The 25,740-nt window shown below is 70.1% G+C and carries 23 protein-coding genes, 1 tRNA gene and 2 pseudogenes; 10 read left to right on the top strand and 16 right to left on the bottom strand.

Annotated elements, in window-relative coordinates:
• Positions 1–141 precede the first annotated feature (141 nt).
• The 3 genes from NGF19_RS13590 to NGF19_RS13580 all read right to left on the bottom strand — a co-directional run bounded on the left by NGF19_RS13590 (position 142) and on the right by NGF19_RS13580 (position 5,147).
• Entirely contained in the window at positions 142–1,047 is a 906-nt protein-coding gene (locus NGF19_RS13590) for an SURF1 family protein (protein WP_252425114.1), read from the bottom strand.
• A gap of 104 nt (positions 1,048–1,151) precedes the next feature.
• Positions 1,152–3,014 carry a S9 family peptidase gene (locus tag NGF19_RS13585; RefSeq protein WP_252425113.1) on the bottom strand — a complete coding sequence of 621 codons (1,863 nt, stop codon included), beginning with the start codon at positions 3,012–3,014 and terminating at the stop codon, positions 1,152–1,154.
• Positions 3,015–3,209: 195 nt separating this feature from the next.
• Entirely contained in the window at positions 3,210–5,147 is a 1,938-nt protein-coding gene (locus NGF19_RS13580) for a potassium channel family protein (RefSeq protein WP_252425174.1), read from the bottom strand.
• Between the two features lie 293 nt (positions 5,148–5,440).
• On the opposite strand from NGF19_RS13580, the gene NGF19_RS13575 reads away from it, so the two are divergent.
• The gene (locus tag NGF19_RS13575) at positions 5,441–6,388 is read left to right on the top strand and encodes an MIP/aquaporin family protein (RefSeq protein ID WP_252425112.1); all 948 of its coding nucleotides are present in this window, start codon (positions 5,441–5,443) and stop codon (positions 6,386–6,388) included.
• Positions 6,389–6,443: 55 nt separating this feature from the next.
• Here the strand turns inward: NGF19_RS13575 and NGF19_RS13570 are convergent, their stop codons facing one another.
• Positions 6,444–7,409: an NAD(P)H-dependent flavin oxidoreductase gene (locus NGF19_RS13570; protein ID WP_252425111.1), complete on the bottom strand. Its 966-nt coding sequence runs from the start codon at positions 7,407–7,409 to the stop codon at positions 6,444–6,446.
• Positions 7,410–7,443: 34 nt separating this feature from the next.
• Positions 7,444–7,632 carry a hypothetical protein gene (locus NGF19_RS13565; protein ID WP_252425110.1) on the bottom strand — a complete coding sequence of 63 codons (189 nt, stop codon included), beginning with the start codon at positions 7,630–7,632 and terminating at the stop codon, positions 7,444–7,446.
• 153 nt (positions 7,633–7,785) lie between these two features.
• Between NGF19_RS13565 and gltX the strand changes: the two genes are divergently transcribed.
• On the top strand, positions 7,786–9,159 hold the full coding sequence (gltX, locus tag NGF19_RS13560) for a glutamate--tRNA ligase (RefSeq protein WP_252425173.1): 1,374 nt from the start codon (positions 7,786–7,788) through the stop codon (positions 9,157–9,159).
• A gap of 64 nt (positions 9,160–9,223) precedes the next feature.
• Here the strand turns inward: gltX and NGF19_RS13555 are convergent, their stop codons facing one another.
• A complete protein-coding gene (locus NGF19_RS13555; protein WP_252425109.1) occupies positions 9,224–9,637 on the bottom strand; it encodes a hypothetical protein in 414 nt (137 codons plus the stop codon).
• A gap of 236 nt (positions 9,638–9,873) precedes the next feature.
• Positions 9,874–10,833: a LysR family transcriptional regulator gene (locus tag NGF19_RS13550; protein WP_252425108.1), complete on the bottom strand. Its 960-nt coding sequence runs from the start codon at positions 10,831–10,833 to the stop codon at positions 9,874–9,876.
• Positions 10,834–11,399: 566 nt separating this feature from the next.
• Between NGF19_RS13550 and NGF19_RS13545 the strand changes: the two genes are divergently transcribed.
• Positions 11,400–11,822: a hypothetical protein gene (locus NGF19_RS13545; RefSeq protein ID WP_252425107.1), complete on the top strand. Its 423-nt coding sequence runs from the start codon at positions 11,400–11,402 to the stop codon at positions 11,820–11,822.
• A gap of 383 nt (positions 11,823–12,205) precedes the next feature.
• Here the strand turns inward: NGF19_RS13545 and NGF19_RS13540 are convergent.
• A pseudogene (locus NGF19_RS13540) lies at positions 12,206–12,776 on the bottom strand (glycosyltransferase family 2 protein).
• Between the two features lie 8 nt (positions 12,777–12,784).
• Positions 12,785–13,167: pseudogene (locus tag NGF19_RS13535) on the bottom strand (UTRA domain-containing protein); the annotation flags it as partial.
• Positions 13,168–13,310: 143 nt separating this feature from the next.
• On the opposite strand from NGF19_RS13535, the gene NGF19_RS13530 reads away from it, so the two are divergent.
• Entirely contained in the window at positions 13,311–13,832 is a 522-nt protein-coding gene (locus NGF19_RS13530; RefSeq protein ID WP_252425106.1) for a hypothetical protein, read from the top strand.
• Here the strand turns inward: NGF19_RS13530 and NGF19_RS13525 are convergent.
• The 3 genes from NGF19_RS13525 to NGF19_RS13515 form a co-directional block, all read right to left on the bottom strand.
• Positions 13,814–13,887, bottom strand: a tRNA-Pro gene (locus NGF19_RS13525). The two genes, NGF19_RS13530 and NGF19_RS13525, sit on opposite strands and share 19 nt — an antisense overlap.
• Positions 13,888–13,920: 33 nt before the next feature.
• Entirely contained in the window at positions 13,921–14,706 is a 786-nt protein-coding gene (locus tag NGF19_RS13520) for a Pr6Pr family membrane protein (RefSeq protein ID WP_252425105.1), read from the bottom strand.
• A gap of 84 nt (positions 14,707–14,790) precedes the next feature.
• Positions 14,791–15,717, bottom strand: coding sequence for a metallophosphoesterase (locus tag NGF19_RS13515; protein ID WP_252425104.1), 927 nt, complete (start codon positions 15,715–15,717; stop codon positions 14,791–14,793).
• A 247-nt stretch (positions 15,718–15,964) separates the two neighbouring features.
• Between NGF19_RS13515 and NGF19_RS13510 the strand changes: the two genes are divergently transcribed.
• Complete coding sequence (locus NGF19_RS13510) at positions 15,965–16,426, top strand: GatB/YqeY domain-containing protein (protein ID WP_252425103.1); 462 nt, start codon at positions 15,965–15,967, stop codon at positions 16,424–16,426.
• Positions 16,427–16,652: 226 nt separating this feature from the next.
• Here NGF19_RS13510 and NGF19_RS13505 read toward each other — a convergent pair whose 3' ends face one another.
• Positions 16,653–18,932: a transglycosylase domain-containing protein gene (locus NGF19_RS13505; RefSeq protein WP_252425102.1), complete on the bottom strand. Its 2,280-nt coding sequence runs from the start codon at positions 18,930–18,932 to the stop codon at positions 16,653–16,655.
• 408 nt (positions 18,933–19,340) lie between these two features.
• Here NGF19_RS13505 and wblA point away from each other — a divergent pair, with 408 nt between their 5' ends.
• A complete protein-coding gene (gene wblA, locus NGF19_RS13500) occupies positions 19,341–19,679 on the top strand; it encodes a transcriptional regulator WblA (RefSeq protein ID WP_059133594.1) in 339 nt (112 codons plus the stop codon).
• 108 nt (positions 19,680–19,787) lie between these two features.
• Here wblA and bagB read toward each other — a convergent pair whose 3' ends face one another.
• Positions 19,788–21,221 carry an ATPase BagB gene (gene bagB / locus NGF19_RS13495; protein WP_252425101.1) on the bottom strand — a complete coding sequence of 478 codons (1,434 nt, stop codon included), beginning with the start codon at positions 21,219–21,221 and terminating at the stop codon, positions 19,788–19,790.
• Positions 21,218–22,195, bottom strand: coding sequence for an ATPase BagA (bagA, locus tag NGF19_RS13490; RefSeq protein ID WP_252425100.1), 978 nt, complete (start codon positions 22,193–22,195; stop codon positions 21,218–21,220). Before bagA ends, bagB begins: the two co-directional genes overlap by 4 nt.
• A gap of 139 nt (positions 22,196–22,334) precedes the next feature.
• On the opposite strand from bagA, the gene sp36 reads away from it, so the two are divergent.
• The 4 genes from sp36 to NGF19_RS13470 all read left to right on the top strand — a co-directional run bounded on the left by sp36 (position 22,335) and on the right by NGF19_RS13470 (position 24,779).
• Positions 22,335–22,496: a Sp36 family protein gene (gene sp36, locus NGF19_RS13485; protein WP_003975360.1), complete on the top strand. Its 162-nt coding sequence runs from the start codon at positions 22,335–22,337 to the stop codon at positions 22,494–22,496.
• Positions 22,493–22,960, top strand: coding sequence for a RidA family protein (locus tag NGF19_RS13480; protein WP_252425099.1), 468 nt, complete (start codon positions 22,493–22,495; stop codon positions 22,958–22,960). Before sp36 ends, NGF19_RS13480 begins: the two co-directional genes overlap by 4 nt.
• A gap of 93 nt (positions 22,961–23,053) precedes the next feature.
• Positions 23,054–23,923, top strand: coding sequence for an NUDIX hydrolase (locus tag NGF19_RS13475; RefSeq protein ID WP_252425098.1), 870 nt, complete (start codon positions 23,054–23,056; stop codon positions 23,921–23,923).
• A gap of 25 nt (positions 23,924–23,948) precedes the next feature.
• Positions 23,949–24,779 carry an MBL fold metallo-hydrolase gene (locus tag NGF19_RS13470; protein ID WP_252425097.1) on the top strand — a complete coding sequence of 277 codons (831 nt, stop codon included), beginning with the start codon at positions 23,949–23,951 and terminating at the stop codon, positions 24,777–24,779.
• 14 nt (positions 24,780–24,793) lie between these two features.
• On the opposite strand, the gene NGF19_RS13465 is transcribed toward NGF19_RS13470, so the two are convergent.
• Positions 24,794–25,645 carry a nucleotidyltransferase domain-containing protein gene (locus tag NGF19_RS13465; protein WP_252425096.1) on the bottom strand — a complete coding sequence of 284 codons (852 nt, stop codon included), beginning with the start codon at positions 25,643–25,645 and terminating at the stop codon, positions 24,794–24,796.
• Between the last annotated feature and the right edge of the window lie 95 nt (positions 25,646–25,740).

Raw genomic sequence — 25,740 nt, 5'->3', positions numbered from 1 at the left:
GGCGGGTGAGCTGGGCGGGCCGAGTGAGCCGGGTGAGCCGGGTGAGCCCGTTGGGCTGAGGGAGCCGGGCGGGTGCCCAGCTCGTGCGACGCGCGAGTCCGTGAGGCGCCCGGCCGGGGCCCGGGCCGGGAGTGGTGCGGGTCAGGACGTGGTCCGCGACCGGCTCCCGGCGGCCTCGGTCTCCGGACGCTCGACCGCCGACTGCTCGGCCTTCGACTGATCCGCAGGCTCAGGCTCGGGCTTGGGCTTCGGCTGCTCGGCGGGGCCCGCGCCCCCGGAGGCCGCCGCGTCCTCCGTCACGAGGCCCAGTGCCGCGTCCCGCGCGTCCTCCGCCTCGCGTCGCAGCAGCCGGAACCACATGAAGAGCGTGAAGCCCGCGAAGACGAACCACTCGCCGGTGTAGCCGAGGTTCTGGAACGCCTTCAGATCCAGCCCGGCCCCCTCGGGGACGGTCGCCGGTACCGCCTTCATACCGCTGTCGGCCCGGTCGAGGGTGACCCACGCGTCGTACACGTCGTACGGCACCAGGTTCACCAGGGACGCCGAGCTGATCGCCCCGGTCTGACCCTTTGGCAGCCCGCCTTTACGCCCGCCGTCCGACCCCGGGTTCTCCGACGCCTGCAGAGCCCCGGTGACGGTGACCGTGCCGCTCGGCGCGGCCGGGACCTTCGCGGCGTCCGCGGCACCCGGCAGCCAGCCCCGCACGACCGGCACCGCCTTGCCCGCGTCGGTCCGCAGCAGGCTCAGCACATAGAACCCCTGCTTCCGGTCCAGCTCCCGGTCCGGAACGAGCAACTGCTCCCCGTACCGCCCGGTGGCCGTGACCTGCCTCCCGGTCGTCTCCGCGGTCACCGGAAGCAGCTCGTCCAGAGGCCGGGCCGGTTCCTTCCCGCCCTTGGTGACCTGCTCGTTCGCCATGCGGTGATCGTCCACCCGGACCTCGAACCGGCCCAACTGCCACGACCCCATGTAGACGCAGAAGGGGATCGCCAGCAGCACGAAGACGTTGATCGCCCACCAGCGGGGCGTCAGCAGAAACCGGTACACGCCTTCCACGGTACGGTGCCGCTCCCGTGATCCCGCCCGTGGGGCCCCGCAGAGGCGCCCACGGACGGGTCGTGTCCGCTGCACCAGGGCGGACGCCGCTCCTCTCAGTTCCGCAGATGCCGTTCGGCGAAGTCCAGTTCCAGCCGCACCTGCTTGATCCGCTCGTCGACCACCAGCGAGCCGTGCCCCGCGTCGTACCGGTACACCTCGTGCACCGCGTCCCGCGCCGCGAGCCGGTCCACGTAGTTCTCGACCTGGCGGATCGGGCACCGGGGGTCGTTCACGCCCGCCGAGATGTACACCGGGGCCTTCACCGCGTCGACGTATGTGAGCGGCGACGACGTCTCGAACCGTTCCGGAACCTCCTCGGGCGTGCCCCCGAGCAGCGTCCGGTCCATGGCCTTCAGCGCCTCCATCTCGTCGTGGTACGCCGTGACATAGTCCGCGACCGGGACCGCCGCGATCCCGACCGTCCACGCCTCCGGCTGCGTACCGAGCCCGAGGAGCGTCAGATAGCCGCCCCACGAACCGCCCGTCAGGACGAGCCGCTCCGGATCCGCGAGCCCGGACGAGACCGCCCACTCCCGTACCGCCGCGATGTCCTCCAGCTCGATCAGCCCGACCCGGTGCTTGAGCGCGTCCGTCCACTCGCGCCCGTACCCCGTCGAGCCCCGGTAGTTGACCCGCACCACCGCGTACCCGTGGTCCACCCAGGCCGCCGGGCCCGCCGCGAACGAGTCGCTGTCGTGCCAGGTCGGACCGCCGTGGATGTCGAAGACCGTCGGCAGCGGGCCGCTCGCCCCGGCGGGCTTCTGCACCAGCGCGTGGATGCGGCCACCCGGCCCGTCCACCCACACGTCCTCCACGGGCACCGACCCGGGCGCCCGCATGCCCGGCGGGTCCAGCACGATCTCGCCCGACGTCGACCGCACCACCGGCGGCTCGGCCGCCGAGGACCACAGGAACTCCACCGTCCCGTCGGGCCGGGCCGTCGCCCCGGACACCGTGCCCGGCGGCGTCGCCACCCGGACCAGATCGCGCGTCGCGAGGTCGTAGCGGAACAGCTCGCTGCGGGCCTCGAAGCTGTGCACGACCAGCAGCGCGGAGCCGTCCGGATACCACTCGGCGGCCACATCGCCCGGCAGCTCCAGCGCCAGGTCCGTCTCCTCGCCCGAGACGACGTCCCACACCATCGGCTCCCACCGGCCGCGCCGCTGGTGCCCGATCAGCAGCCGCGTGTCGCCGTCGACCGGGGCGAAGCCCAGCACCTCCAGGCCCAGCTCGACCGTGCCGCCCTTGGTGTCGTCCAGCTCCGCGACCGTCGTACCGTCCGGCCGCAGCACGCGCAGCGCCGAGTGCATCGCGTCGCCGTGCTCGGTGTGCTCGATCGCGATCAGCGAGCCGTCGTGCGCGAGGTCGCCGACCCCGGCCGACTCGCGGTGCCGGTAGATCTCCAGCGGGTCCTGACCGGCCCGCACCAGATGGATCGTCGACCCGTCCTGATCGGTGGAGCGGCCCACGACGGCCGTCCGCCCGTCCCGCCCGATCGCGAGTCCGGCCGGATAGGAGGGTTCGAGCCCGGGAGCGGCCGGCTGGTCGACACCGGAGGCATCCGCATCGGAGGCGTCCGCATCAGGGGCGTCCGCGCCGGGCGTGAACCGCTGGCGTCTCCAGATCCCGAACTCGTCCCCGTCCTTGTCGTCGAACCACCAGATCCACTCGCCGTCCGGCGAGAGGACGCCGTCCGTCGTGCCGTTCGGCCGGTCCGTGACCTGGCGCTGCTCGCCCGTCGTGCGGTCCCACGCGTACAGCTCGTACGTCCCCGTCGCGTTGGAGACGAACAGCGAGCGGTGCGGCGCGTCCTCCGCCCAGTCCGGCAGCGACACCCGCGGCGCCCGGAAGCGCTTCTCCCAGTCCGGCATGTCCCCGCCGCGCTCGGGCGAGGTGGACCCGTTGCTCTCAGTCATGGCCCCATAGTGCCTGGCCCGGCCGACATTCGTCGGCGGAGGTCACCAACCTGTGGACAACTCTCCTGGGCAACGCTGTGACCAGGACCGATGCTGGCGTCCGGAGTCTGCTCGGGCCCAGACTCTCAGGCCCAGACCTTCACGCCCTGCCCCTCACGCCCTGCCCCTCATGCCCTGCCCCTCATGCCCTGCCCCTCACGCCCCGGCCGTCTCCCGCTGCCTGCGGCCGAGGAGTTCGGCCAGGCCGCGGCGGGTCGCCGCCAGGACCACCCGGTCCTCGGGGCGCAGGACGTAGGTCGAGGGCAGGTCCCAGATCAGGCCCGAGGGCCGGTCGGCGGTGGTGGCCGTGTCCGGGTCGGGCGCCTGCCCCCGCTCGCCCGGCGCGGCGGTGTCCAGGGCGAGGACGCGCCACGCCCCCGCACGGAACGCCTCCGCGACCGTCCGCCCCTCCAGTTGGGGATGCCCGGCCACGTCCACGGCGGCGAACAGCAGGACCCGCCGCTCCACCGGGATCGCCCCGAGGATCTGCCGCCCCAGCATGGCCCCGGCGAACGCGGGCGCGGCCAGGTGCGACACGCTGCGGCTCCGCGTCAGGGCGTTCGGGTGCGCGGCGCGCAGGGTGCGGTAGACGGCGGTCGCGAAGTCGTCGTCGTACAGGCGCAGGACGACCGGGAGATCGGGGCGTACGGAGCGCGCGTACAGAACGGCCTCCAGGTTCGTGGTGTCCGCGCTGGTCAGCGCGAGCAGCGCATGCGCCCGGTGGATCTTGGCGGACTCCAGGACGCCCTCCTGCGTCACGTCGCCGAGTACGACGGGCACCCGCAGCCGCCGCGCGGTCGCGAGCCCCCGCGCCTCCGGATCCCCCTCCACGCACACCACGGGGATCTTCAGCTCCCGCAGCCGCGTCATGACGCGCGTGCCGATCTTGCCGACGCCGAGCAGCACCACATGGCCCGACAGCCCCCGCGGCGGTCTGCGCAGCGCGGTGCCGCTGCGGAACGTGCCGAGCGCCTCCAGTACGGCCGCCAGCAGGACCGGCAGCAGCAACAACCCGACCAGCCCGGACAGCAGTTGCAGAACCTGCCGTCCGAGGGGCTCGCCGATGGCCGGGTCGTCGATCGCGAACAGGTCGAGCAGCGTCAGATACGTGGCGTGGAGCGGGTCCTTGCCGGTGACGGCCATCGACGCGATCGCGAGCGCGATCACACAGCCCGCGAGCGTCGCGAACGACCAGAGCAGCCGCCGTGACAGCAGTGAGCCGAGCGGTATGACACGGCGCCCGGCCGACAGCGGGGGACCGGCGTACGAGACGGTCTCCAGGACGACGGTGCCGTGTCCGGTGGCCTGGGCCACCTCCCGTTCGTCGGGCAGGAGTCGAGGCCCGTGCTCGCCGCTGTCCTCGGCACCGTCGGCGCCGGCGGGGTCACCGGCCGTCGCGGACAGCAGCGCCAGGGTGCACAGACCGGGGTCGGCGACCTGGCCGGGGGCGGGCGGCGGCCGTTCCACGGCCCGCAGCATCAGCCCCTCCGTCTGAACGACCTTACTGGTACCGGCGACGGCGGTCGCGGCCAGCGCGGGCGCGGCCGTGTCGGCGTCGGAGAGCACGGTCGTCGACGCGTCGAACACCCCCTGTTCCCCGTCGGGTCCGCCGGAGGCCAACGCGGCTGCCTGGTCGAGGAGTTCCTCGATGTGCAGTCCCAACCGCCGGTTGTAGAGCCGCAGGACGAGCCGCAGCCGTGGGTTGAGGCGGCGGGCGGTGAGCGCGGCGCGGATGTTGGTCTCGTCGTCGTCATAGACGAGCGCCAGCGCCGCCGCCCGCTCCACACCGGCTGCGGCGAGAACGGCCTCGGACGCCTCGGCGGCCTCGATCACGCGTTCGGGGCCAGCGGGTTCGGCGGTACGGCCACCCGCGGCGGTGGTGCGCCCTTCCGCCAGGGCGGCGCTGCTCGTCGCGCGCGTGACGGCGGCGGAGACCCGGTCGAGCAGCCCCGAGGCCCGCGCCGCGCGGCCCACCACCGGCCGCCGTGCGCCCCGTTCGGCGGACGGGACGACGAGGGTCACCTGTTCGCCGTACACGCTGCGCAACTCGGCGGCCAGCCGGTGCGCGAGCCCGTCGTCCCCGCACACCACCATGTGCGCCTCGATGTCGCCTGATCCGTTCTGCTGCGGAAGCCCTGCCACGGTGGGAAAGACTGCCTGTCGGTGACGGTGGTTGCACAGGGGCCGGCCGCGGCCCTTCGGGGAACGCGCGCGAGAAGGGGGCGACCGGCGGTGAACGGGGTGCCGAGGGGCGGCGGTCGGCGATGAGCGGCGTGACGGTCCCTGGGCCATACTCGGTCGTGTGCCTCGGCCCGTGACGACGGAGAGGCCACCGCACGCGAACCGTCCCTGAGGGGGGCCAACATGCAGTCCCTGAGGGGGCCATCATGCCGGTGGAAGTTCCGCCCCTGATCAGACCCTCCCGGCTCGGACGCCGAGGGGGCCTGCTCGGTGAATGCCTCGCAGAGTTCCTCGGGACGCTGATCATCGTCGCCTTCGGCTGCGGCGTGGTGGCCATGGCGGTCGCCGCCCTGCCGGGGTCGGGCCGGACCGCGGGACCGACCACCTTCTTCCTCGGCGCGGGCGACTGGCTCCTGATCACCTGGGGCTGGGCCATGGCCGTGACCTTCGGCGTCTACGTCGCGGGCGGTGTCAGCGGCGCACACCTCAACCCGGCGATCACACTGGCGTTCGCGATCCGCCGCAAGTTCCCCTGGCCCAAGGTCCTTCCGTACATGGGTATGCAACTGGTCGGCGGGTTCGTCGGGGCCGCGTTGGTGTACGCCGTCTACCACGACGCGATCAACACCTTCGACCACGCCATGACCGGGCCGAAGACGAACGGCCACACGCTCGCCTCCTTCTCGATCTTCGGGACGTTCCCCGCGCCGTACTTCCACGGAAGTGTCTGGGGCCCCCTGGTGGACCAGATCGTCGGCACGGCGTTCCTGGTCATGTTCGTGGCGGCGGTCATCGACCTGCGCAACACGGCGGTGAAGGCCAACCTGGGCCCCCTGGTGATCGGCTTCGTGGTCGCCGCCATCGGCATGTCGTACGGGGCCAACGCCGGGTACGCCATCAACCCCGCCCGGGATCTGGGGCCACGCCTGTTCACCTGGCTGGCGGGATGGGGGTCCCTCGCGATGCCCGGCACCCAAGCGGGCAGCTTCAGCGCGTACTTCTGGATCCCCTTGGTCGGCCCGCTGATCGGCGGCGTGCTCGGGGTGCTGGCCTACGACCTGTTCATCGGCGACGTCCTGCACCTGCGAACCCTGGAGAAGGAAGCGCCGGAACCGGGCCTGACGCGACCGGTGACCACGGCGGACGAGGAGTGACGAGGCGCCGTCCACGGCACCCCACAGGCCGCGAGGACCTCTCGGGTGTTCGAGGTCAGCGCCTCCCGGCCCGGCTCAGTGCGGTCTCGGTCTGGCCGGCCAGGGCGCCGACCAGGTCGGCCGCGGACGGCAGGTCCTCGATGAGGTCGACGGCCTCCCCGGCCCACCGCGGCAGGGCGGGGATCTCACCCCGCGCGACCGCGTCCTCGTACGCCTGCCGGGCCTGAGGCGCGCCCGCGAGTTCGTCCTCCCGGCCCCGCCAGTCCTCGAGGAACGGGTGGCCGAGGGTGCGTGCCGTGTACCTCGTCGGCCAGGCCGAACCGCGGGCGATGTCCAGCACCCTGCTGCGCTCGGTGTCCTCCCCGCGCCCCTCGACGATCGCCCGGGCCGTCGCGGGGGCGACCAGGGCCTCGGTCGTGGCCTGGAAGCGGGTGCCGAGCAACGCTCCGGCGGCACCCAGCGCCAGGGCCGCCGCGACGCCGCGGCCGTCGGCGATCCCACCGGCCGCCAGCACCGGCACGGGCGCCGCGAGGTCCACCACGACCGGCACGAACGGCAGCGTGGAGCGCCCGTGCCGGGCGCCGTGCCCACCGGCCTCGGTGCCCTGCGCGACGATCACATCGGCGCCGAGATCCACCGCCCTGCGGGCCTCCTCCAGGGTGGTGACCTGCAAGATCAGCGTCGTACCCGTACTGCGCACACGCTCCACGTACGGACCGGGGTCGCCGAAGGACAACATCACGGCCGTGGGCCGGTGCTCCAACGCCCGCGCCACCGCGTCGACGTCGGTCGCCCACGTCAGGAAGCCGATGCCCCACGGCTTTCCGGCCCGTTCACCGGCCAGGACGGGCAACTCGCGCTCCAGCCACTCCCGGTCGCCGTTCCCGCTGCCCAACAGCCCGAGACCGCCGCCACGCGAGACCGCCGCGGCCAGGGCGCCCCCGGCCGAACCGCCCATCGGGGCCAGGGCGATCGGATGCTCCACACCGAGCAGTTCGGTGAACGCGGTGGACAACGCCATGGCTGTTCTCCTGTCGCTTCTCCTGTCGCTTCGGCTATCGCTTCAGCGCACGGCAGCGCCTCAGCAGGGCCGTGATCCGTGCCGGATCCGCCTCGCCGTTCAGCTCGACCAGCAGATCGTCGGGGCACAACTCGTAGAGATCGCCCCACCATCGACGTCCCTGGTTGTCCCAGACGCGATACCCACCGGGCACACCCCGGGCGACGTAACGTCTCCGGCCCACGTCCCCCTCTTCCTCGGTCTCTTCCCCGGCAGCCCATGCCGCCTCCGATGCCGTCCTCCGACCGCACTATGCCCGATGTCCGAGGCCATCGGTACCCTTGAGCGCATGTCTGATGCCCCGGTTCGTGTTCGTTTCGCCCCTTCCCCGACCGGCATGTTCCATGTCGGTGGCGCCCGGTCCGCTCTCTACAACTGGGCGGTGGCGCGACAGTCCGGCGGCACGTTCGTCCTGCGGATCGAGGACACGGACACGGCCCGCAACAAGCCCGAGTGGACCGACGGCATCATCAACGCGCTCGCGGCGATCGGCATCCATGGCGAGGACCCGGTCTTCGAAGGCCCGTACTTCCAGTCGCACAACGCCGACCGGCACCGCGAGGCGGCCCAGCAGCTCTTCGCGGCCGGCCGGGCGTACTACTGCGACTGCACCCGTGAGGAACTGAAGGAGCGCACGGGTTCGGAGCACCTCGGGTACGACGGGTTCTGCCGGGACCGGGGGCTGGCCTTCGAGACGGGGCGGGCGCTGCGGTTCCGTACGCCGGACGAGGGCGAGACCGTCGTGGTCGACCTGGTCCGCGGGGAGCCGGCGTTCCCGAACAGCGCGATCGAGGACTTCGTGATCGCCCGCGGTGACGGGTCCCCGGTCTTCCTGCTCGCCAACGTCGTGGACGACCTGGACGAGGGAGTCACGCAGGTCATCCGTGGTGAGGAGCATCTGTCGAACACGCCGAAGCAGCAGTTGCTGTGGGAGGCGCTCGGCGCCGAGCCGCCGATGTGGGCGCATCTGCCGGTGATCGTCAACGAGAAGCGGCAGAAGCTGTCCAAGCGCCGCGACAAGGTGGCGCTGGAGGACTACCTCGCCGAGGGCTTCCTGCCCGAGGCGATGGTGAACTACCTCATGCTCCTCGGCTGGGGCCCGGGCGGCGACCGGGAGATCATGCCGTACGAGGAGCTGGAGCGGTTCTTCCGGATCGAGGACGTGAACACCGCCCCGGCCTTCTTCGACGTGAAGAAGCTGACGGCGTTCAACGGCGACTACATCCGCGCCCTGTCGGCGGAGCAGTTCGCCACCGCCTGCGCACCATGGCTCGTCGCCCCGTACGCGCCGTGGCGCCCGGAGGCGTTCGACGCGTCGGTCTTCGAGGCGGTGGCACCGCTGGCCCAGACCCGCCTGACGCTGCTCTCCGAGATCACCGACTCCGTGGACTTCCTGTTCCTCGACGAGCCGGTCCAGGACGATGCGTCGTGGAACAAGGCGATGAAGCCGGGCGCCGACGGCATCCTGTCGGACGCCCGCGCGGAACTGGCCACCGTCGCCGACTGGAAGGCGGACGCCCTGAAGGCCGTCCTGCTCGCCGTCGGTGAGAAGCACGGCCTGAAGCTCGGCAAGGCCCAGGCCCCCGTCCGGGTAGCCCTCACCGGCCGAACGGTCGGCCTCCCCCTGTTCGAGTCCATGGAACTGCTCGGCAGGGACCGCGTCCTGACCCGCCTGGACGCCGCGACGAGGAAGCTGACGGCGCGGGCATAGCGGTTGGCCGGGCGGCGGGGCGCAGCTCACGCGTCGCCTGGCACGCCGGTGGGGGCGGCCGGCCTCACCACCAGCAGTCGATGTCGGCCGCTCCCCCGCGGATGACCGGATCGGTGATCGTGCCGCTGATGCGCAGACGGCCGCCGTCCCGCCCCCAGCCCAACTCGTATGTGCCTGCGTCGACGGGCCGGTAACCGTCGTCGACCGTCCAGGAGCCCGACGTACCCAGGGCCAGACCGGTGCGCCCCACCGCGTACGCCTCGCCGCTGCCGATGACGAGAAAGGACGTCTCCCGCACCACGGCCGTACAGCCGCCCGGCCCCGCAGGGTGCAGCACGTGGTACTTCGCGTCGTGGACCAGGTCGTCCACGGCTCCCCACGCGGTGCCGAGCACCGCCGCGACGATCAGCAGCTTGCTCCCCAGCCGAGTCCAGGTGCCTCCCTCCCGCAGAAGGACCGAGCGGAGAACGAGGGCCACGACAAGAAGAGCCGCACTCACCCCCCCAGCCGGGAACCACCCGCCCCCACACAACGAGCAGGGGACTGCCCCAACTCGCCACAGCGGCGAGAACCGGACTCCCGATGCCCGCTGCTGTGGAGACGGCGCTCGGCAGCGTCCACGTGCGCGGCTTGTCCCTCCGCTTCCGGCACACAGTCCGACCCGCGCCGGTGGGGCTTGATTCCAAAAGCCGTTCCGCGACCGGCTTCGCACTCTCACAGCTCATCGAGTGCGTCCCACCAGCGTCGGCCGGTGCTGCCGAGACCGCGCGACTCCATAGCATGGGCGTGCTTGCGCAGCATCTGCAGCAGCGAGCGCAGGGCAGGCGGCACGGGCCTGTCGGCCGCCCAGGCGAGGACCACGGCGCAGGGGGAGAGATCGGTTACGGCGACGTAGCGGACTGCGGGCCGAGGCATGAGCACCCTGACGCTGTCGGGGAAGAAGCGGATTCCGTGCCCCAGGCCGACCAGGGTGACGCACCTTTCCAAGTTGGTCACCTCATGGGGCGTATAACGCACTGCACTGCCATCGGGGCGCGGGTCTGCGGCCCAGAAGGCACGGTACTCAGCGTGTGCTTGGGGTGAGAAGCCGATGACGGGTAGGCCGGAAAGCTCGGCGAGGGTTACGGCGTCGCGGTCGGCCAGCGGGTGGGTGTCGGGCAAGCACACGTATCGCGACTCGGTCCCCAGACGAAGAGTACGCAACCCCGCGGCCACGGGCTCGAAGCACACGATGGCGTCCAACTGGCCTTCCAGGACGGCCCGGGAGTGATCGACGAGATCGATCTCGCGCCACTCCACTTCCGGGCCGGGCTGGCGCTCTGTTCTCATCGAGTCGAAGAGAACCCGCAGGGCGGGAAGACCGGATAAGTACGTGCCAAGCACGAGGCTGCCCGAGGACGAGGCGGCCTCTGCCTCGGCAGCCGCGTGAAGGCCCGTGAGGGCGTCGATGACGGCCCGTATCTGCGGCAGCAGCGCCCGGCCGGCCTTGGTGAGTTCGACCTGGCGGGTCGAGCGCTCCAAGAGAGCCACGCCCAGGTGTTCCTCGAGCGCGCGTATCTGACGGCTGAACGCGGGCTGGCTGATGAACGCACGCTTGGCCGCGCGACCGAAGTGCAACTCCTCGGCCAGTACGAGCAGCAGACGTAACTGATGCGTGCTGGGATCGAGTGTCAAGGTTCCCCCTTCAGGCGTGGCCCGACCGCGCCATGCATCAAAGGGTATCAATCGCACCCTGAGGCGCATCAGTGAACCCTTCCGGAGATACCTGTTCATCAGCCAGGATGACTAGCGACAACGGACCGTCGGGTCTGAATTGGTCGATTAGAGAGACGAAGATGTCACGAGTCAAGAGCCGTATTCTGGCTGCGGGAATTACTGCCGCACTGCTGTCCGGAGTCGGCATCGCCGCAGCGGGTTCAGCCAGTGCGGACTCACACGCGACGCTGACTTCTGCAATCGCCACGTCGAGTTCAGCTAGCAAGGCAACTTATTCGCAGTCGCAAGAAAGCATCGCGCAGGTGTCTTGGCATATGGTGCGCCGGGAACCCAGTTACAATTCCTGCGTGGCGTCCGGGAAATCCGCAGGCGTGCCATGGGATTGCGGATATTCGGGTTTCTCAAATTGTTCGTGGTACCTGTGGCTGTACTACTAGCCAGCAGACAGGGTTCTTTTCCCGCGGGCGTGACAAAATCCGACACAGCAACCGACAACTTGATTCGGCTCGCGAATAGAGCGGCCGGTGACTGGAGAGATGATGCTTAAGTCCAAGTTCGCCCGCGCGGCAGCAATGGCTTCAGGTGTCGCCGCGATGGTTGTCGCGACAGCGAGTCCAGCCTTTGCCACAAACAAGACCGTAGACATAGGTTACGGCTATGGGACTTTCATTGACGACGGAGACCTCTTCAAGGTCTGCGACACTCAGAAGGACGGCAAAGGCGTTTATGGTGCGGTTTTCTACAACTCGTATTTCACCACTAGTGGCTACAAAAGAGTGATGACGGTTTCCGACGGTGGCGACGCCGGGTGCGACCAAAAGGGTTACGATATCGGGAATTCTGGCACTTATACGTTCGTTGTTTGCTGGGGATTTTACCCGACTAGTCCGTTTATGACCGCCAGCATGGGCTATCCCTGTAGCCATACTGGCGAGTTCAACGAATAGTCGCCAGCTAGACCAGAGCCGGAAATTGTACTGCGCCTTGCGGCCACCGCAAGATCGTCAGGCTCCCAGGGCTGACGATCGGCGGTGGCCTTACCCGTCTCTCAGTCGCACGATCTACGCTGGAATATCCGACACGCATACGGCAGACCCGGAGGGCAACTCGCACTGCGTGGCCTGGGGGTGCAGTTCACCCCCTCAAAGCTGGAACGGGACACGCCCCCATCGCCACAACCGCCGACCACGAGGTTGGCCAGGGCTTCCCCCGTCTTGAAGGAGTAGGCCGCCACCGGGACGAGCGCACCGTGGTCACGCTGGCCTGTACAAGCCGACCGTGTCAGCAAGTAGGCGGACGCCGAAGACAGACACGACGAGACGGCGCCCAATCAGCTGCCAGCCGGGTAACGCCACTCGAAGGAAGCCAACGCTCGCGCCCTGGCCTTCACAACAGCCATACGAGCCTCCCGTTCAGCGGGATCAACGTGAGACGTCCGCCCAGTGGCTTGGCTCTCCCACTGAGCACGGCGCCGCGTTCGATCGGGCCGTTGTCCGGGTCGCCCGGGAAGCCGACGGTTGAGCCGTCGGGCAGGAAGTCCAGGACTCGGGAGGTCGTCCACCCGATGGCGGGGTCGGCCTCCAGTACCGCCAGGTCGCGGGCCAGCGTGCCCGGCGCAAGCTGGTCGTCGGCGTCAAGGATCTTGACGTACTCTCCCTCGGCGTGAGCCAGGGCGATCGTACGGGTCCCCCGGGGCCGCCCAGCCGACCCTGGCGGAAGGTAACCCGCTCGTCGTCGGGGACGTACGGGCGCACATCGTCCGTCTTCCCGTCCTCCTGGATCAGCCACTGCCACTCCCAGCCTTCTGGCAACTCCTGCTCGCAGAGGGACTTGTACGCCTCCGGCAGGAAGTGAGCCGAAGGGGCGTGGACAGCGGTGACAACGGTGATGCGCCCGCTCATGGCAGCACTCACCACCTTTCCAGGGAAGTGGTGAAGAGCAGCTCCGTGCGATCGCCGGGAAGCGTGACGTCGGGGATGTCCACGACGCGGTCGTTGATGTCGTACGAGGTCTTCCGGAGCAGGATCACCGACGTGCGGGCGGCAACTCCAGCTCTCGCGCCTCCTCAGGCGTTGGCGGACGCGCGGTGAACTGCTCCTCGATGCGGTCCACCTCGATGACCACGGTGTGCAGCTGGTTCTGCGTGCCTCCGGGCCACGGCTCGTTGGAGTCGTGCAGGAGGTCGGGGTTCGACGCGGCCATGTCGCGGACGAGGTAGGACGTCACCAGGTTGAACGGAGCCGTCTCCGCGGCGTACCGGGTCCGGTAGGTCCGCTCGACGAGCGTCGTTCCTTACTGGGCCCACTCCCGCCTACTGGCGGCGGTGCCGGAGGGGATGACCACTCGTCCTGAACCCCCGACCTCCCGGAGGAAGCCCCGATGAAGCTCGCGATCGGCGATGTCGTGCGCGACCAGCGCGACCTGGCATAGGCAGCGTGGTGGGCATCGCAGACCACACCGACGGACAGTTCGTGGCGTTCTGCGTGTCCGGCGACTCGGTTCGCGTCAGCGATCCCAACCGTCTGGACTTCGTGGCGCGCAGTTCTCAGCCGATGACCAAGGTACGGCGGCTCCTGATCCGCATCACCTTCGTCATCGCGGTATTCGTCGCGTATGTCAGCAGCCATGACGCCCACATCCTGGGTGCCGACTGGCCCCTCACCCTCATGTCCGGACTCGGCGGCTTCACCGCGGTGACCCTCGCCTTCACGTGGGCCGATCGCCTCGCCGGCTTCCTGGGGGGTCGCTGGATTTCTCTGGAGAGCTGTCTGGGGCTTGGGCCTGGGAGGCGGAGCAGACCTCACCGCTCGCGGGTGCGGGGACTCCCAGGGAGTGAGATTTCCATGATCTACTCCCCACTCACTCCCGAGACGCCCCCAAGAACACATCAGGCCCGGTTTCCATCCCTGGAAACCGGGCCTGACCTGGTGTTTCTCTGTCGGGGTGGCGGGATTTGAACCCACGACCTCTTCGTCCCGAACGAAGCGCGCTGCCAAGCTGCGCTACACCCCGATGTCGCTGCTTGTCGCGGCGACGACGTTTACTTTAGCCCACGGGTGGCTGGACGCGAAATCCGGTATTCGGGCGGCGGCGGACGGGGGCCGGGCGGAGGTGGTCGGTGACGATCATGAGGAGGGCCAGGCCGAAGAACGACAGGCCGAGCAGGAGCGCGTTGGCGAGGACGCTCTTGTAGCCGAGCTGGGCCGCGTCCAGGAACGGGTAGAGGTAGCGGTCCGGCGTGCCTGGTGGGAGCAGTTCTCCGCGGGCAAGGGAGAACGCCAGGTATGCCAGGGGGTACGGCAGCCACTTCGCCGCGTGCCGGAGGCCCAGGGGAGCCGGGTTCGTCAGGAGCAGCCAGTCGAGCAGGGCCGCGGCCGGTGTCAGAGTGTGCAGCAGGTGGTTGGTGAGCGCGGGCCAGCCCGTGAGCGCGCCGGTCCGGCCCGTCATCGAGAAGACGCCGGGCTCGTGCACCAGGACCACGTGGTAGACCAGGCCCGCGATCAGGGCGTAGAAGAGCGTACCGCCGGTCACCAGCGGTGACAGAGGGCGGCGGGCCGTCCACGCCCGCCAGGCCGACCGTGCGAAGACCACCGCGAGGAGCGCGTTGGCCTGGATCGTGAAGTAGCTCAGCACCCGGACCGGGCTGCCGAGGAGCAGGTCGGCGATCACCGCCGCCGCGGCCACCAGCGCTACCAGTAGGCGGCAGGTGGCCGCGACCGGGCGGTACGCGGGAGCCACCACGGCGGCGGTGGGGACGGCCGACGGCAGCAGCCTCGGTCCGCCCGGCACCGCGGGGAGATCAGGGATGTCCTTGGGTATCCGCACGATCATGCCCTCACGCTAAGCGGGGCGGGCAGAACGGGCGATGTGGGTGACCCTTGCGGGTTACGACCGCGGGTCGCGGGCCGCGTCTGGCTACTCCCGGCCCACCAGCGTCAGCAGCGTTGCCTCCGGCGGGCACGCGAACCGTACCGGCGTGTAGCGGTTCGTGCCGCAGCCCGCCGATACGTGCAGGTAGGACGTTTGCCCCTCGGCCGTGTGCCGGGACAGGCCCTTCACCCGGTCCGTGTCCAGGTCGCAGTTGGTGACCAGGGCGCCGTAGAAGGGGATGCAGAGCTGCCCGCCGTGGGTGTGGCCCGCCAGGATCAGCGGGTAGCCGTCCGCCGTGAACGCGTCCAGGCTGCGCAGATACGGGGCGTGGACCACGCCCATCGAGAAGTCCGCCGCGGCGGAGGGGCCGCCGGCCACGCGCGCGTACCGATCGCGCTTGATGTGCGGGTCGTCCAGGCCTGTCAGCTCGATCTCCAGGCCCTCGATCTTCAGCGTCCCCCGCGTGTTCGTCAGGTTCTGCCAGCCCGCCGCGTCGAAGCCGTCGCGCAGGTCCTCCCACGGGTTGTGGAGGGCGCCGACCACGGGTGCGTTGCCGTTCAGGCCGTGGTGGCCCCTCGCCTTCTCCACCAGGTAGCGGGCGGGGTTGCGGAGTTTGGGACCGTAGTAGTCGTTCGAACCGAAGACGTACGCCCCCGGGAAGGTCATCAGCGGACCCAGCGCGTCCAGCACCTCCGGCACGCCCTCCGGGTCGGAGAGGTTGTCCCCGGTGTTGATCACGAAGTCCGGGCGGAGCCCCGCCAGCGAGCGCAGCCACCGCTGCTTCTTGCGCTGGCCGCTCACCATGTGGATGTCGGAGACCTGGAGCACACGCAGAGGGCGTGTCCCCGGGGGCAGGACCGGGACCGTCACCCGGCGGAGCCGGAAGGAACGGGCCTCGAACCCGGCCGAGTACAGCAGTCCGGCGGCGGCAACCGCCGTGATTCCCAGGGGTACTCCGTATCGCGCGCGCATATGACCATCGTGGCAGAGTCGCAGGACATCGCGCGCACCCCTGTGGACAACCACGACCGGGCCGACGGGGCACACCTTGTGGACAACCCCTTGGGCGACTCTCCGGACAGCCGTTGGCCGACTCTCCGGACAGCCATCGGTGATGTGCTCCTGAGGACGCGAGGACCGCGCGATACGTGGGGAACCTTCCGCGAACCCCTGGAAATCAACGGGCGGTCGGCCCGCCGTACCTGCGACAATCGGCGTCATGACCACGCTCAAGTCGAAGCTGCACGCAGACCTCAACGCCGCGATCAAGGAGCGTGACGAGCTCCGCTCCTCAACGCTCCGGCTGACGCTCGCCGCGATCACCAAGGAGGAGGTCGCGGGCAAGGAGAAGCGCGAACTCTCCGACGAGGAGATCACCAAGGTGATCACCCGTGAGGCGAAGAAGCGCCGTGAAGCCGCCGAGGCCTTCGCGCAGGGCGGTCGCGCCGAGCAGGCCGAGCGGGAGAAGGCGGAGGGCGAGGTGCTCGCCGCGTACCTGCCCAAGCAACTGTCCGACGACGAGCTGCGGCAGATCGTCGCCCAGGCCGTGGAGGAGGCCAAGGCGGCCGGTGCCGAGGGTCCGCGCGCCATGGGCCAGGTCATGAAGATCGTGAACCCGAAGGTGGCGGGTCAGGCCGAGGGTGGACGGGTGGCCGCCCTCGTGAAGGAACTGCTCGCGTGAAGGAACTGCCGACGGGCTGACCCGGCCGTTCTCGTCGAAGTCGAAGCCGAAGTCGACGACGAAATCGAAGTCGAGAAGTCGTAGGCGAAGGTGAACACGGCCCGTCAAGTCCCGTCCGGACGCCGGAACTTCGATGCCGGAACGTCGACGCCGGGCGCAGCGACGTGAAGTGCTGCGCCCGGCGTGTATGACCGTCACCAGGTGTGAAACGCCCGAGGCACGGGCGTCAGCGTCGGCCTCCGGGGCCGTGGTTCTTGCCCTGGACGAATCCCTCGGGGATCGAAGGAGTCGGGAGCCCGCCCGTGCCCCCGGTGGTCAGACCTCCGATGAGACCGCCGCCGCCATCCGCGCCGCCGTCTCCACCGTGGCCGTCTCCGCGCCCGTCCCCGCCGCGGCCGCCCCTGTTGCCCCCGTCATCGGGCTTGCCCTTGTCGGCGTCCGGGATGTCGACGCGGTTGAACGACGGGGAGTCCTTGCCCGAGAGGGCGCCGGTCATGGCGTCGCGCCAGATCGGACCCGGTACGTCGGCTCCGTACACCTTGTCGTGCCAGACGCCGCCGATGCTGATGTTCACCATCTCGACCTGCTGAGTGGAACTGCCGACCCAGACGGCGCCGGAGAGGTTCGGCGTGTAGCCGACGAACCAGGCGTTCTTCCGCTCGTCCGTCGTACCGGTCTTACCGGCGTTGTCGCGGTCGCTGAGACCGGCCTGCTTGCCCGTACCGGAGTCGATCACGCCGCGCAGGAGCGCGTTGACGGTGTCCGCGGTCGTCTCGGACATGGCGCGTGAGCAGGTCGACTTCGGTACCGGCAGGGACTTCTGCCGACCGTCGGCCTTCTGCGTGATCGACTCGATGGCGATCGGGGTGCAGTAGGTGCCCCGGGAGGCGAAGGCGGCGTACGCGCTCGCCATGGTCAGCGGGGAGATGCCCTTCGAACCGAGGGCGATCGCGGGCACTTCGGGAAGCTTGGTTCCGTTGCCCTGCACCACATGCAGCTTGTCGATGACGTTCATCACCGGGCAGAGGCCGGTGTCGGCGATCATCTGCACGAAGTAGGTGTTGACCGACTTCGCCATCGCCTCCTTCATCCGGTACGGCCCGTGCTCCGACGTGTTCTCGTTCTCCACGGTGTAGCTGCCGCGCTCGTTGACCCAGGGCTTGCCGCTGCATGTCTGTACGGGGCTGGGGTAGGGCATCTGGTACGGCGACGAGTACTCCTGCGTGGCCGGTCGGCCCTGTTCCAGCGCGGCTGCCGCCACGAACGGCTTGAACGTCGAACCGGTGGGGAAGCCGAAGTTGGACCCGCCCATGCTGTGGTCGACCGAGTAGTTGTACTCGGTCTCGTTCTTGCCGGTGCCGTACTGCCGGGACTGGCCCATGGCGAGGATCTTGCCCGTGCCCGGCTCGACCAGGGTCGCCGCCGAGGCGACCGAGTCGGCCGCGTTCACGTGCGCCTTCATCGAGGCCTGTACGGAGTCCTGCGCCTGCGGGTCGAGCGTGGTGCGGATGGTGAGGCCGCCCTGGTTCCAGATCTTCTGCCGGTCGGCCCGGGTCTTGCCGAAGACCGGGTCGCTGAGGAAGGCCTGCTTGACGTAGTTGCAGAAGAACCCGGCGCCCCTGACCGCCGTGATGCAGCCGTTCTTGGGTCGGCTGACCTGCAGTCCGAGGTCGGTCGCCTTGGCCTTGTCGGCCTCCGCCTGGGATATCGCGTGCACTTGGGCCATGCGCTGGAGCACGACGTCGCGCCGCTTCTTGCCTTGCTTCGGGTCGCGTATGGGGTCGTACCGCGTGGGCGACTGGACGAGGCCCGCGAGCAACGCCGCCTGCGGGAGGCTGAGATCCTTGGCGTGCTTGGAGAAGTAGCGCTGCGAGGCGGCCTCGACGCCGTACGCCTGCTGGCCGAAGAACGTGATGTTCAGATAGTTCTCGAGGATCTTCTCCTTGCCGAGCTTCTCCTCGAGCCGGATCGCGTACTTCAGTTCGCGGACCTTGCGGCCGATGGTCTGCTGGGTGGCCTGGGCGACCTGGTCCGGGTCGTCTCCGGCCTCCTCCACGAAGTAGTTCTTCACCAACTGCTGGGTGAGCGTGGAGGCGCCCTGGGCCACTCCGCCGTTCTGCGCGTTCTGGTTGAGCGCGCGCAGCACGCCCTTCAGGTCGATCGCGCCGTGCTCGTAGAAGCGGGAGTCCTCGATCGCGACGAGGGCCTTCTGCATGTACGGCGAGATGTCCTTGATGCTCACCACCGTGCGGTCACGCGAGTAGACCGAGGCGATCTGGCCGCCCTGGCTGTCGAGGATGGTGGTGCGCTGGCTCAGCGGCGGGCTCTTCAGGTCGTCCGGGATGTCGTCGAACCCCTGGACCGATCCCTTGGCCGCGAGCCCGAGCGCACCGGCCGCGGGCATCGCGATGCCGGCCATCACCGCCCCGGCGAGGACACTCACTCCGAGGAACTTGGCGGCCTGCTGCACGGGGGACACTCCCGCGCCCGAGCGCTTCTTTGGCATGGGGGCAGCCTACGTTCTCGTTTGCCGGACACGCATAGATGCCTTGGCCTAAGCTGCTCTCGACTGTCACAGCAGTAGGGCCACGTTACCTGGACGTCCGGCGCCCCCGAATCGTTCCACTGTTCCCTGACTCTTCTGTTGGGCGCGTGCCCGAAATCGCCTTGTGCGTCAGTGAGTGCCCGTTGTGACCTAGCCGAACCGCCCTGATATGCCGGGAAAGACACGCTTGTCGTCAGCTCACTCCCCCGGGTGATCTGCCGCTTACCCATAGTCCGTTCGGGCCATTCAAGATTGGGCCCGAAGGGGGTGTTGCGCTGTGTCCACCTTCCGTAACGTCCTCAACTGGCGGCGGTGAATATGCCGCTGCCGCCGTGGGGGAGCCTCGATTCGGGAGAGGACGGCGCCGGTATGGGCTGGGTAACCGACTGGAGTGCGCAGGCTGCCTGCCGCACTACCGATCCGGATGAACTGTTCGTTCAAGGAGCAGCGCAGAACAGGGCCAAGGCGGTGTGCACCGGATGTCCGGTACGCACGGAGTGCCTGGCCGACGCGCTGGACAACCGCGTCGAGTTCGGCGTGTGGGGCGGGATGACGGAACGGGAGCGCCGCGCACTGCTGCGCAGGCGGCCGACCGTCACCTCGTGGCGGCGCCTGCTGGAGACCGCGCGTACGGAGTACGAGCGCGGAGCGGGCCTGCTTCCCCTGGACGAGGAAGAGGTCTACGAGAACTACGCGGCGGTGGGCTGAAGACGGTCCGCTGGTACCGGGTACGGCTGTTCGCCGCCGACGAGCGCGGCTGTCAGGGCGGCCGTCAGGACGGATGAGTCGTCCAGGCAGGCGACTTCACCCCACCCCTCACGCGTGCGCGTCGTACTCCTCGGCAGGCTCAGGCCAGTTGGCCGCGAGCCGGTCCCCGATGTCCCGCAGTCCCACGAGATCGTGGACGTCACCGGGCAGCGCTCCGACTTCCGCCACCGCCACCTCGGGGTGGAGCGCGGTGAAGCGGTCCCGGGTGCGCTGCTCACGGAAGAGCAGGCGCATGCGCTCGGCGTGCAGCCTCAACAGGCCCGCGGTGATGTGCCGGGCGCTTGGGTCCATGTCCGCGGCGGCGGGGGAGCCTTCGTCGGGAACGGACTCCGCGGGAACGGACTCTGCGGGAACGGACTCTGCGGGAACGGAATCCTCGGATGGTGACGATTCTGAACTGCCGTACGTGTCAGGAGAGTTACGAAGTCCAGCTTTCCCGCCCTCCTGATCCACAATGCGAGCCTCTTCAAGATTTTCCGCCGCCGCGAGCGCCCGCTCGGACGACAACTGGGCCGCGCCGCTGCTGTGCACCCGGTTGAGCACCAGACCGGCCAGCGGCATGTCCTCGGCGGCCAGGCGTTCCACGAAGTACGCGGCCTCGCGCAGCGCGTCCCGCTCCGGGGCCGCCACCACCAAGAACGCCGTACCGGGCGCCTGCAACAGCTTGTAGGTGGCGTCCGCGCGCGTACGGAAGCCGCCGAACATCGTGTCCATCGCGGCCACGAACGTCTGGACGTCCTTCAGGAGTTGGCCCCCGAGCAGCTTCCCGAGAGCGCCCGTCATCATCGACATCCCGACGTTCAGGAACTTCATCCCCGCGCGTCCGCCCACCTTCGCCGGGGCCATCAGGACGCGGATGAGCTTGCCGTCCAGGAAGGACCCGAGCCGCTTGGGGGCGTCGAGGAAGTCCAGCGCCGAGCGCGAGGGCGGTGTGTCGACGACGATGAGGTCCCACTCGTCCCGCGCGCGCAGTTGCCCGAGCTTCTCCATCGCCATGTACTCCTGCGTGCCCGCGAAGCCCGCCGAGAGCGACTGGTAGAAGGGGTTGCTCAGGATGGCCGCCGCGCGCTCGCGGTCCGCGTGCGCCTCGACGATCTCGTCGAACGTGCGCTTCATGTCGAGCATCATGGCGTGCAGTTCGCCGCCCGCCGTCTCCTCGATGCCCTTCACGCGCCGCGGGGTGTTGTCGAGCGCGTCGATGCCCATCGACTGGGCGAGCCGACGGGCCGGGTCGATCGTGAGGACGACCACCTTCCGGCCGCGCTCGGCCGCGCGCAGGCCGAGGGCCGCGGCGGTGGTCGTCTTGCCGACGCCGCCGGAGCCGCAGCACACGATGATGCGGGTCTTCGGGTCGTCGAGGAGGGGGTCGACCTCCAGGAGGCGTACGGGGGCCAACGCGTGCGGGGGCGCCGTGGCAGGGTGAGGGGTCGTATCGGGTGCGAAGGCCGTGTCGTCGTGCGTGGCGGCCGGGTCCGAGTTCATGAGATCCCTTGCTGACGCAGTTCCGTGGCCAGTTCGTACAGGCCCGCCAGGTCCATCCCCTCGGCGAGCAGCGGCAGTTCGTGCAGCGGAAGGTCCAACTCCGTGAGGACAGCACGCTGTTCGCGCTCCAGGGCGAACCGCTCCGCGTACTCGTCGGCCTGCCGCAGCAGCGGGGCCACCAGCCGCTCCGCGAGTTCGCCGCGGCCCGCGCCGCCGAGCCCGGCGCCCGACAGGGACGCGGCGATGGACGACGGGGGCGCGGTGTGCGCGAACTCCAGCTCCGCCTGGTCCAGGACCGTGGGACGCACCATGTTCACGATGACCCGACCCACCGGCAGCCCCGCGGAGCGCAGTTCGGCGATCCCGTCCACGGTCTCCTGAACGGGCATCTCCTCCAGGAGCGTCACCAGATGCACCGCCGTCGCCGGGGACTTGAGCACCCGCATCACGGCCTGCGCCTGATTGTGTATCGGGCCGATCTTGGCGAGTCCGGCGACCTCGTCGTTCACGTTCAGGAAGCGGGTGACGCGTCCGGTGGGGGGTGCGTCCATCACCACGTAGTCGTACGCGAACCGGCCGCTCTTGTCCTTCCTGCGGACGGCCTCGCACGCCTTGCCCGTGAGGAGCACGTCCCTGAGGCCCGGCGCGATGGTGGTGGCGAAGTCGATGGCGCCGAGCTTCTTCAGGGCCCGGCCCGCGGTGCCCAGCTTGTAGAACATCTGGAGGTAGTCCAGCAGGGCCAGCTCGGGGTCGATCGCCAGTGCGTAGACCTCGCCGCCTCCCGGAGCCACCGCGATCTTCCGCTCCTCGTACGGGAGCGCTTCCGTCTCGAAGAGTTGTGCGATTCCTTGTCTGCCCTCGACCTCGACCAGAAGAGTGCGCTTGCCCTCGGTCGCGAGGGCGAGCGCGAGTGCCGCGGCGACCGTGGTCTTTCCGGTCCCGCCCTTGCCGCTGACGACCTGGAGCCTGCTCACGCCTTCGAGCCTAACCAGTCCTCGCTCGGGTCACGCGGGAGGCTGTGGACAACTGCCTTCGCGGTCGGCCCCGGGCCCGTCGTACCGGCGGGCACGGTCGGCCGTACGACCCGTGCGCCGCAGGGGCTACAGTCGGCCCATGACCAAGTGGGAATACGCTACTGTGCCGCTGCTCGTCCATGCCACGAAGCAGATTCTGGACACCTGGGGCGAGGACGGCTGGGAGCTCGTCCAGGTCGTTCCCGGACCGAACAACCCCGAACAGCTGGTGGCTTACCTGAAGCGGGAGAAGCAGGCATGAGCGCCGTCGAGTCCCGCCTGGCCGAACTGGGCCTGACGCTCCCGGAGGTCGTCCCGCCCCTCGCCGCCTACCAGCCCGCCGTGCGGTCCGGAGCGTATGTGTACACCTCCGGCCAGCTGCCGATGGTGGACGGCAAGCTTTCGGCCATCGGCAAGGTGGGCGCCGAGGTCACCGCCGAGGAGGCCAAGGACCTGGCCCGTACCTGTGCCCTGAACGCGCTCGCCGCGGTGAAGTCGGTTGCGGGCGACCTGGATCGCATCGCGCGCGTGGTGAAGGTCGTGGGCTTCGTCGCGTCGGCCGCGGACTTCACGGGCCAGCCGGGTGTCATCAACGGCGCCAGCGAGCTGCTGGCCGAGGTCCTCGGTGACAAGGGCGTGCACGCCCGCAGCGCCGTCGGGGTGGCGGTGCTTCCGCTGGACGCGCCGGTCGAGGTCGAGATCCAGGTGGAGCTGACGGAGGCGTAGGGGCACGGTGCCTGCCGGGGCGCCGGCTCGCGATCTCGGCACGGGTGATCACCACCTCTCGAACATTCGCTCCCTACGGGATAGCCTCCGGCCATGGCGAATGGGCAGTGGTTTCCACCGGAGTGGCCAGAGCGGATCCGCGCGCTCGCGGAGGGCACGCTCGCCCCGGTCGCTCCGAAGCGCGCGGCCACCGTCATGCTCCTCAAGGACACCGACGGCGCCCCCGTCGTCCACATGCTGCGCAGACGCGCCTCCATGGCCTTCGCCGGAGGCGCGTACGCGTATCCGGGCGGTGGGGTGGACCCCCGTGACGACGACCTGACCATCGGCTGGGCGGGGCCCACGCGCGCGTGGTGGGCGCGGCGCCTCGGCGTCGACGAGAGGTCCGCGCAGGCCGTCGTCTGCGCCGCCGTCCGGGAGACGTACGAGGAGGCGGGCGTCCTGCTCGCGGGGCCCACCGCGCGGACGGTGGTCGGCGACACCACGGGCGACGACTGGGAGGCGGATCGCGCGGCGCTGGTCGCGCGCGACCTCTCCTTCGCCGAGTTCCTCGACCGCAGGGGGCTCGTGCTGCGCTCCGACCTGCTCGGCGCGTGGACACGCTGGATCACCCCGGAGTTCGAGAGCCGCCGTTACGACACCTGGTTCTTCGTGGCCGGCCTCCCCGAAGGGCAGCGCACGCGCAATGCCTCGACGGAGGCCGACCGTACGGTGTGGATCCGCCCGGCCGACGCCGCCGCCTCGTACGACCGGGGCGAGCTGCTGATGATGCCGCCCACCATCGCGACCCTGCGTCAGTTGATCCCGTACGGGAGCGCCGCCGACACGCTGAAGGCCGCGCCCGGCCGTGATCTGACCCCCGTTCTGGCCGAGGCCCGGCTGGAGAACGGCGAGATCGTGCTGTCCTGGCCCGGCCACGACGAGTTCACCAAGCACATCCCGACGGGTGGAGCGACCGCATGACCTACGCGACGGAAGGTGCCTTCGCATGACGGACGCCGCAGCCCTGCCCGGCCAGCCGCGCGGCGGGGTGCTCTCGGGTCCGGCGACCGCGCGCGCGGTCAACGTCCTCGCGCCCAACGCGTCGGCGATGACCCTCGACGGCACCAACACGTGGATCGTCTCCGAGCCCGGGTCCGAGACGGCGGTGGTGATCGACCCCGGCCCGCTCGACGAGGGACACCTGCGCCACGTCATCGGTACGGCGGAGAGGTCCGGCAAGCGGATCGCGCTCACCCTGCTCACGCACGGCCACGCCGACCACGCCGAGGGCGCCGCGCGGTTCGCCGAACTGACGCACACCAAGGTGCGCGCCCTCGACCCGGCGCTCCGGCTCGGCGACGAGGGGCTGGGCCACGGCGACGTCGTCACCGTCGGCGGTCTGGAGCTGCGCGTCGTACCGACGCCCGGCCACACCGCGGACTCCCTCTGCTTCCATCTCCCGGCCGACCAGGCCGTGCTGACGGGTGACACCGTCCTGGGCCGCGGTACGACCGTCGTGGCCCACCCGGACGGCCGCCTGGGGGACTATCTGGACTCCCTGCGCCGCCTCAGGTCGCTCATCGTCGACGACGGCGTCCACACCGTGCTCCCGGGCCACGGGCCCGTCCTGGAGGACGCCCAGGGCGCCATCGAGTACTACCTGGCCCATCGCGCCCATCGCCTCGCCCAGGTGGAGACGGCGGTCGAGAGCGGCCATCGCGCCCCGGACGAGGTCGTGGCCCATGTGTACGCGGACGTGGACCGCTCCCTGTGGCCGGCGGCCGAGCTGTCGGTGCGGGCGCAGTTGGAGTACCTGAGGGAACACGGGCTGGTCTGAGCCCGTGACGGCGCTCAGGGGCGCGGTGGCGTGACGGGACGCGGTGCCTTGACGCCGTGCACGCGCGCGTACTCGTCGGCGAGCCAGGGGCCCAGATCGTCGACGTACAACCACAGGACGGCAGGAGCGCCGTGCGGCTCACGGCCGAGGACCGCCGCCGCGCGCAACTGATCGGCTCGTCCGGGGTAGTACGCGGCGAACACCTCGGCCATCCTCGCCAGGTCGCTGGTCCAGCCGTTCCAGCGCGGCATGACAAGGGTGAAGCCCGTGCGGACGAGATGGTGGGAGAGGCCGCGTACGAGCACGCGACGGGCCTCCTCGGTGACCGCTTCGGGGATCCGTGTGCGCCACCGCGCCAGGTGCAGCGCGAGATCTCCGTTCGTCTCACGCGCGAGGCGGGAGTCGGGCCGGTAGCGCGGCAGACGCTCGGCGAGGTCCTCGCCCGCCAGCGGCGTGCACAGGCAGGCCACGAACCAGCCCAGGTCGTACGTCTCCAGCTCGCTCAGCAGCCGCGCCCGGCTGAACAGCAGCGTCCCCACGCCGTCGATCTGCCGGAACTCCGCGTCGAGCGCGTCCCCGAGGGCGCGGACGTCGTCGTGGTCCGTGTCGGTGGGCTCCTCGCGCAGGGCGACCAGCAGATCGAGGTCGCTGCGCCCCACGCGCGCGGTGCCGCGCGGAATCGATCCGTAGAGGTACGCGCTGCTCATCCGCGTCCCGAAGATGTCGGAGAGCCGCGTACGAGCAGCGTCGACGACGGGCCGGAAGGCGTCAGGGACGAGCCCGAGGGCGCCCTCGCGGCGGATGTACCCGTGGGGGTCGAGCCCCTTGTCCTGCCTGTGCCCGTCGTGCGGCGGCGCGCTGACCATGCGGCGACTGTGCCAGGGGATCGTGGCGGAGGCGAGGGGATATCGGCCCCCGTCGGGGGGACTCGGCCCGTCGCCCGTCCGGTGCTTCAGCGGGG

This window comes from Streptomyces macrolidinus (assembly GCF_023887685.1).
In the GTDB taxonomy this organism is placed as follows: Bacteria; Actinomycetota; Actinomycetes; order Streptomycetales; family Streptomycetaceae; genus Streptomyces; species Streptomyces macrolidinus.
The sequence above is the reverse complement of the archived record's forward strand: the minus strand, read 5'-3'. Positions and strand labels throughout refer to the sequence as shown.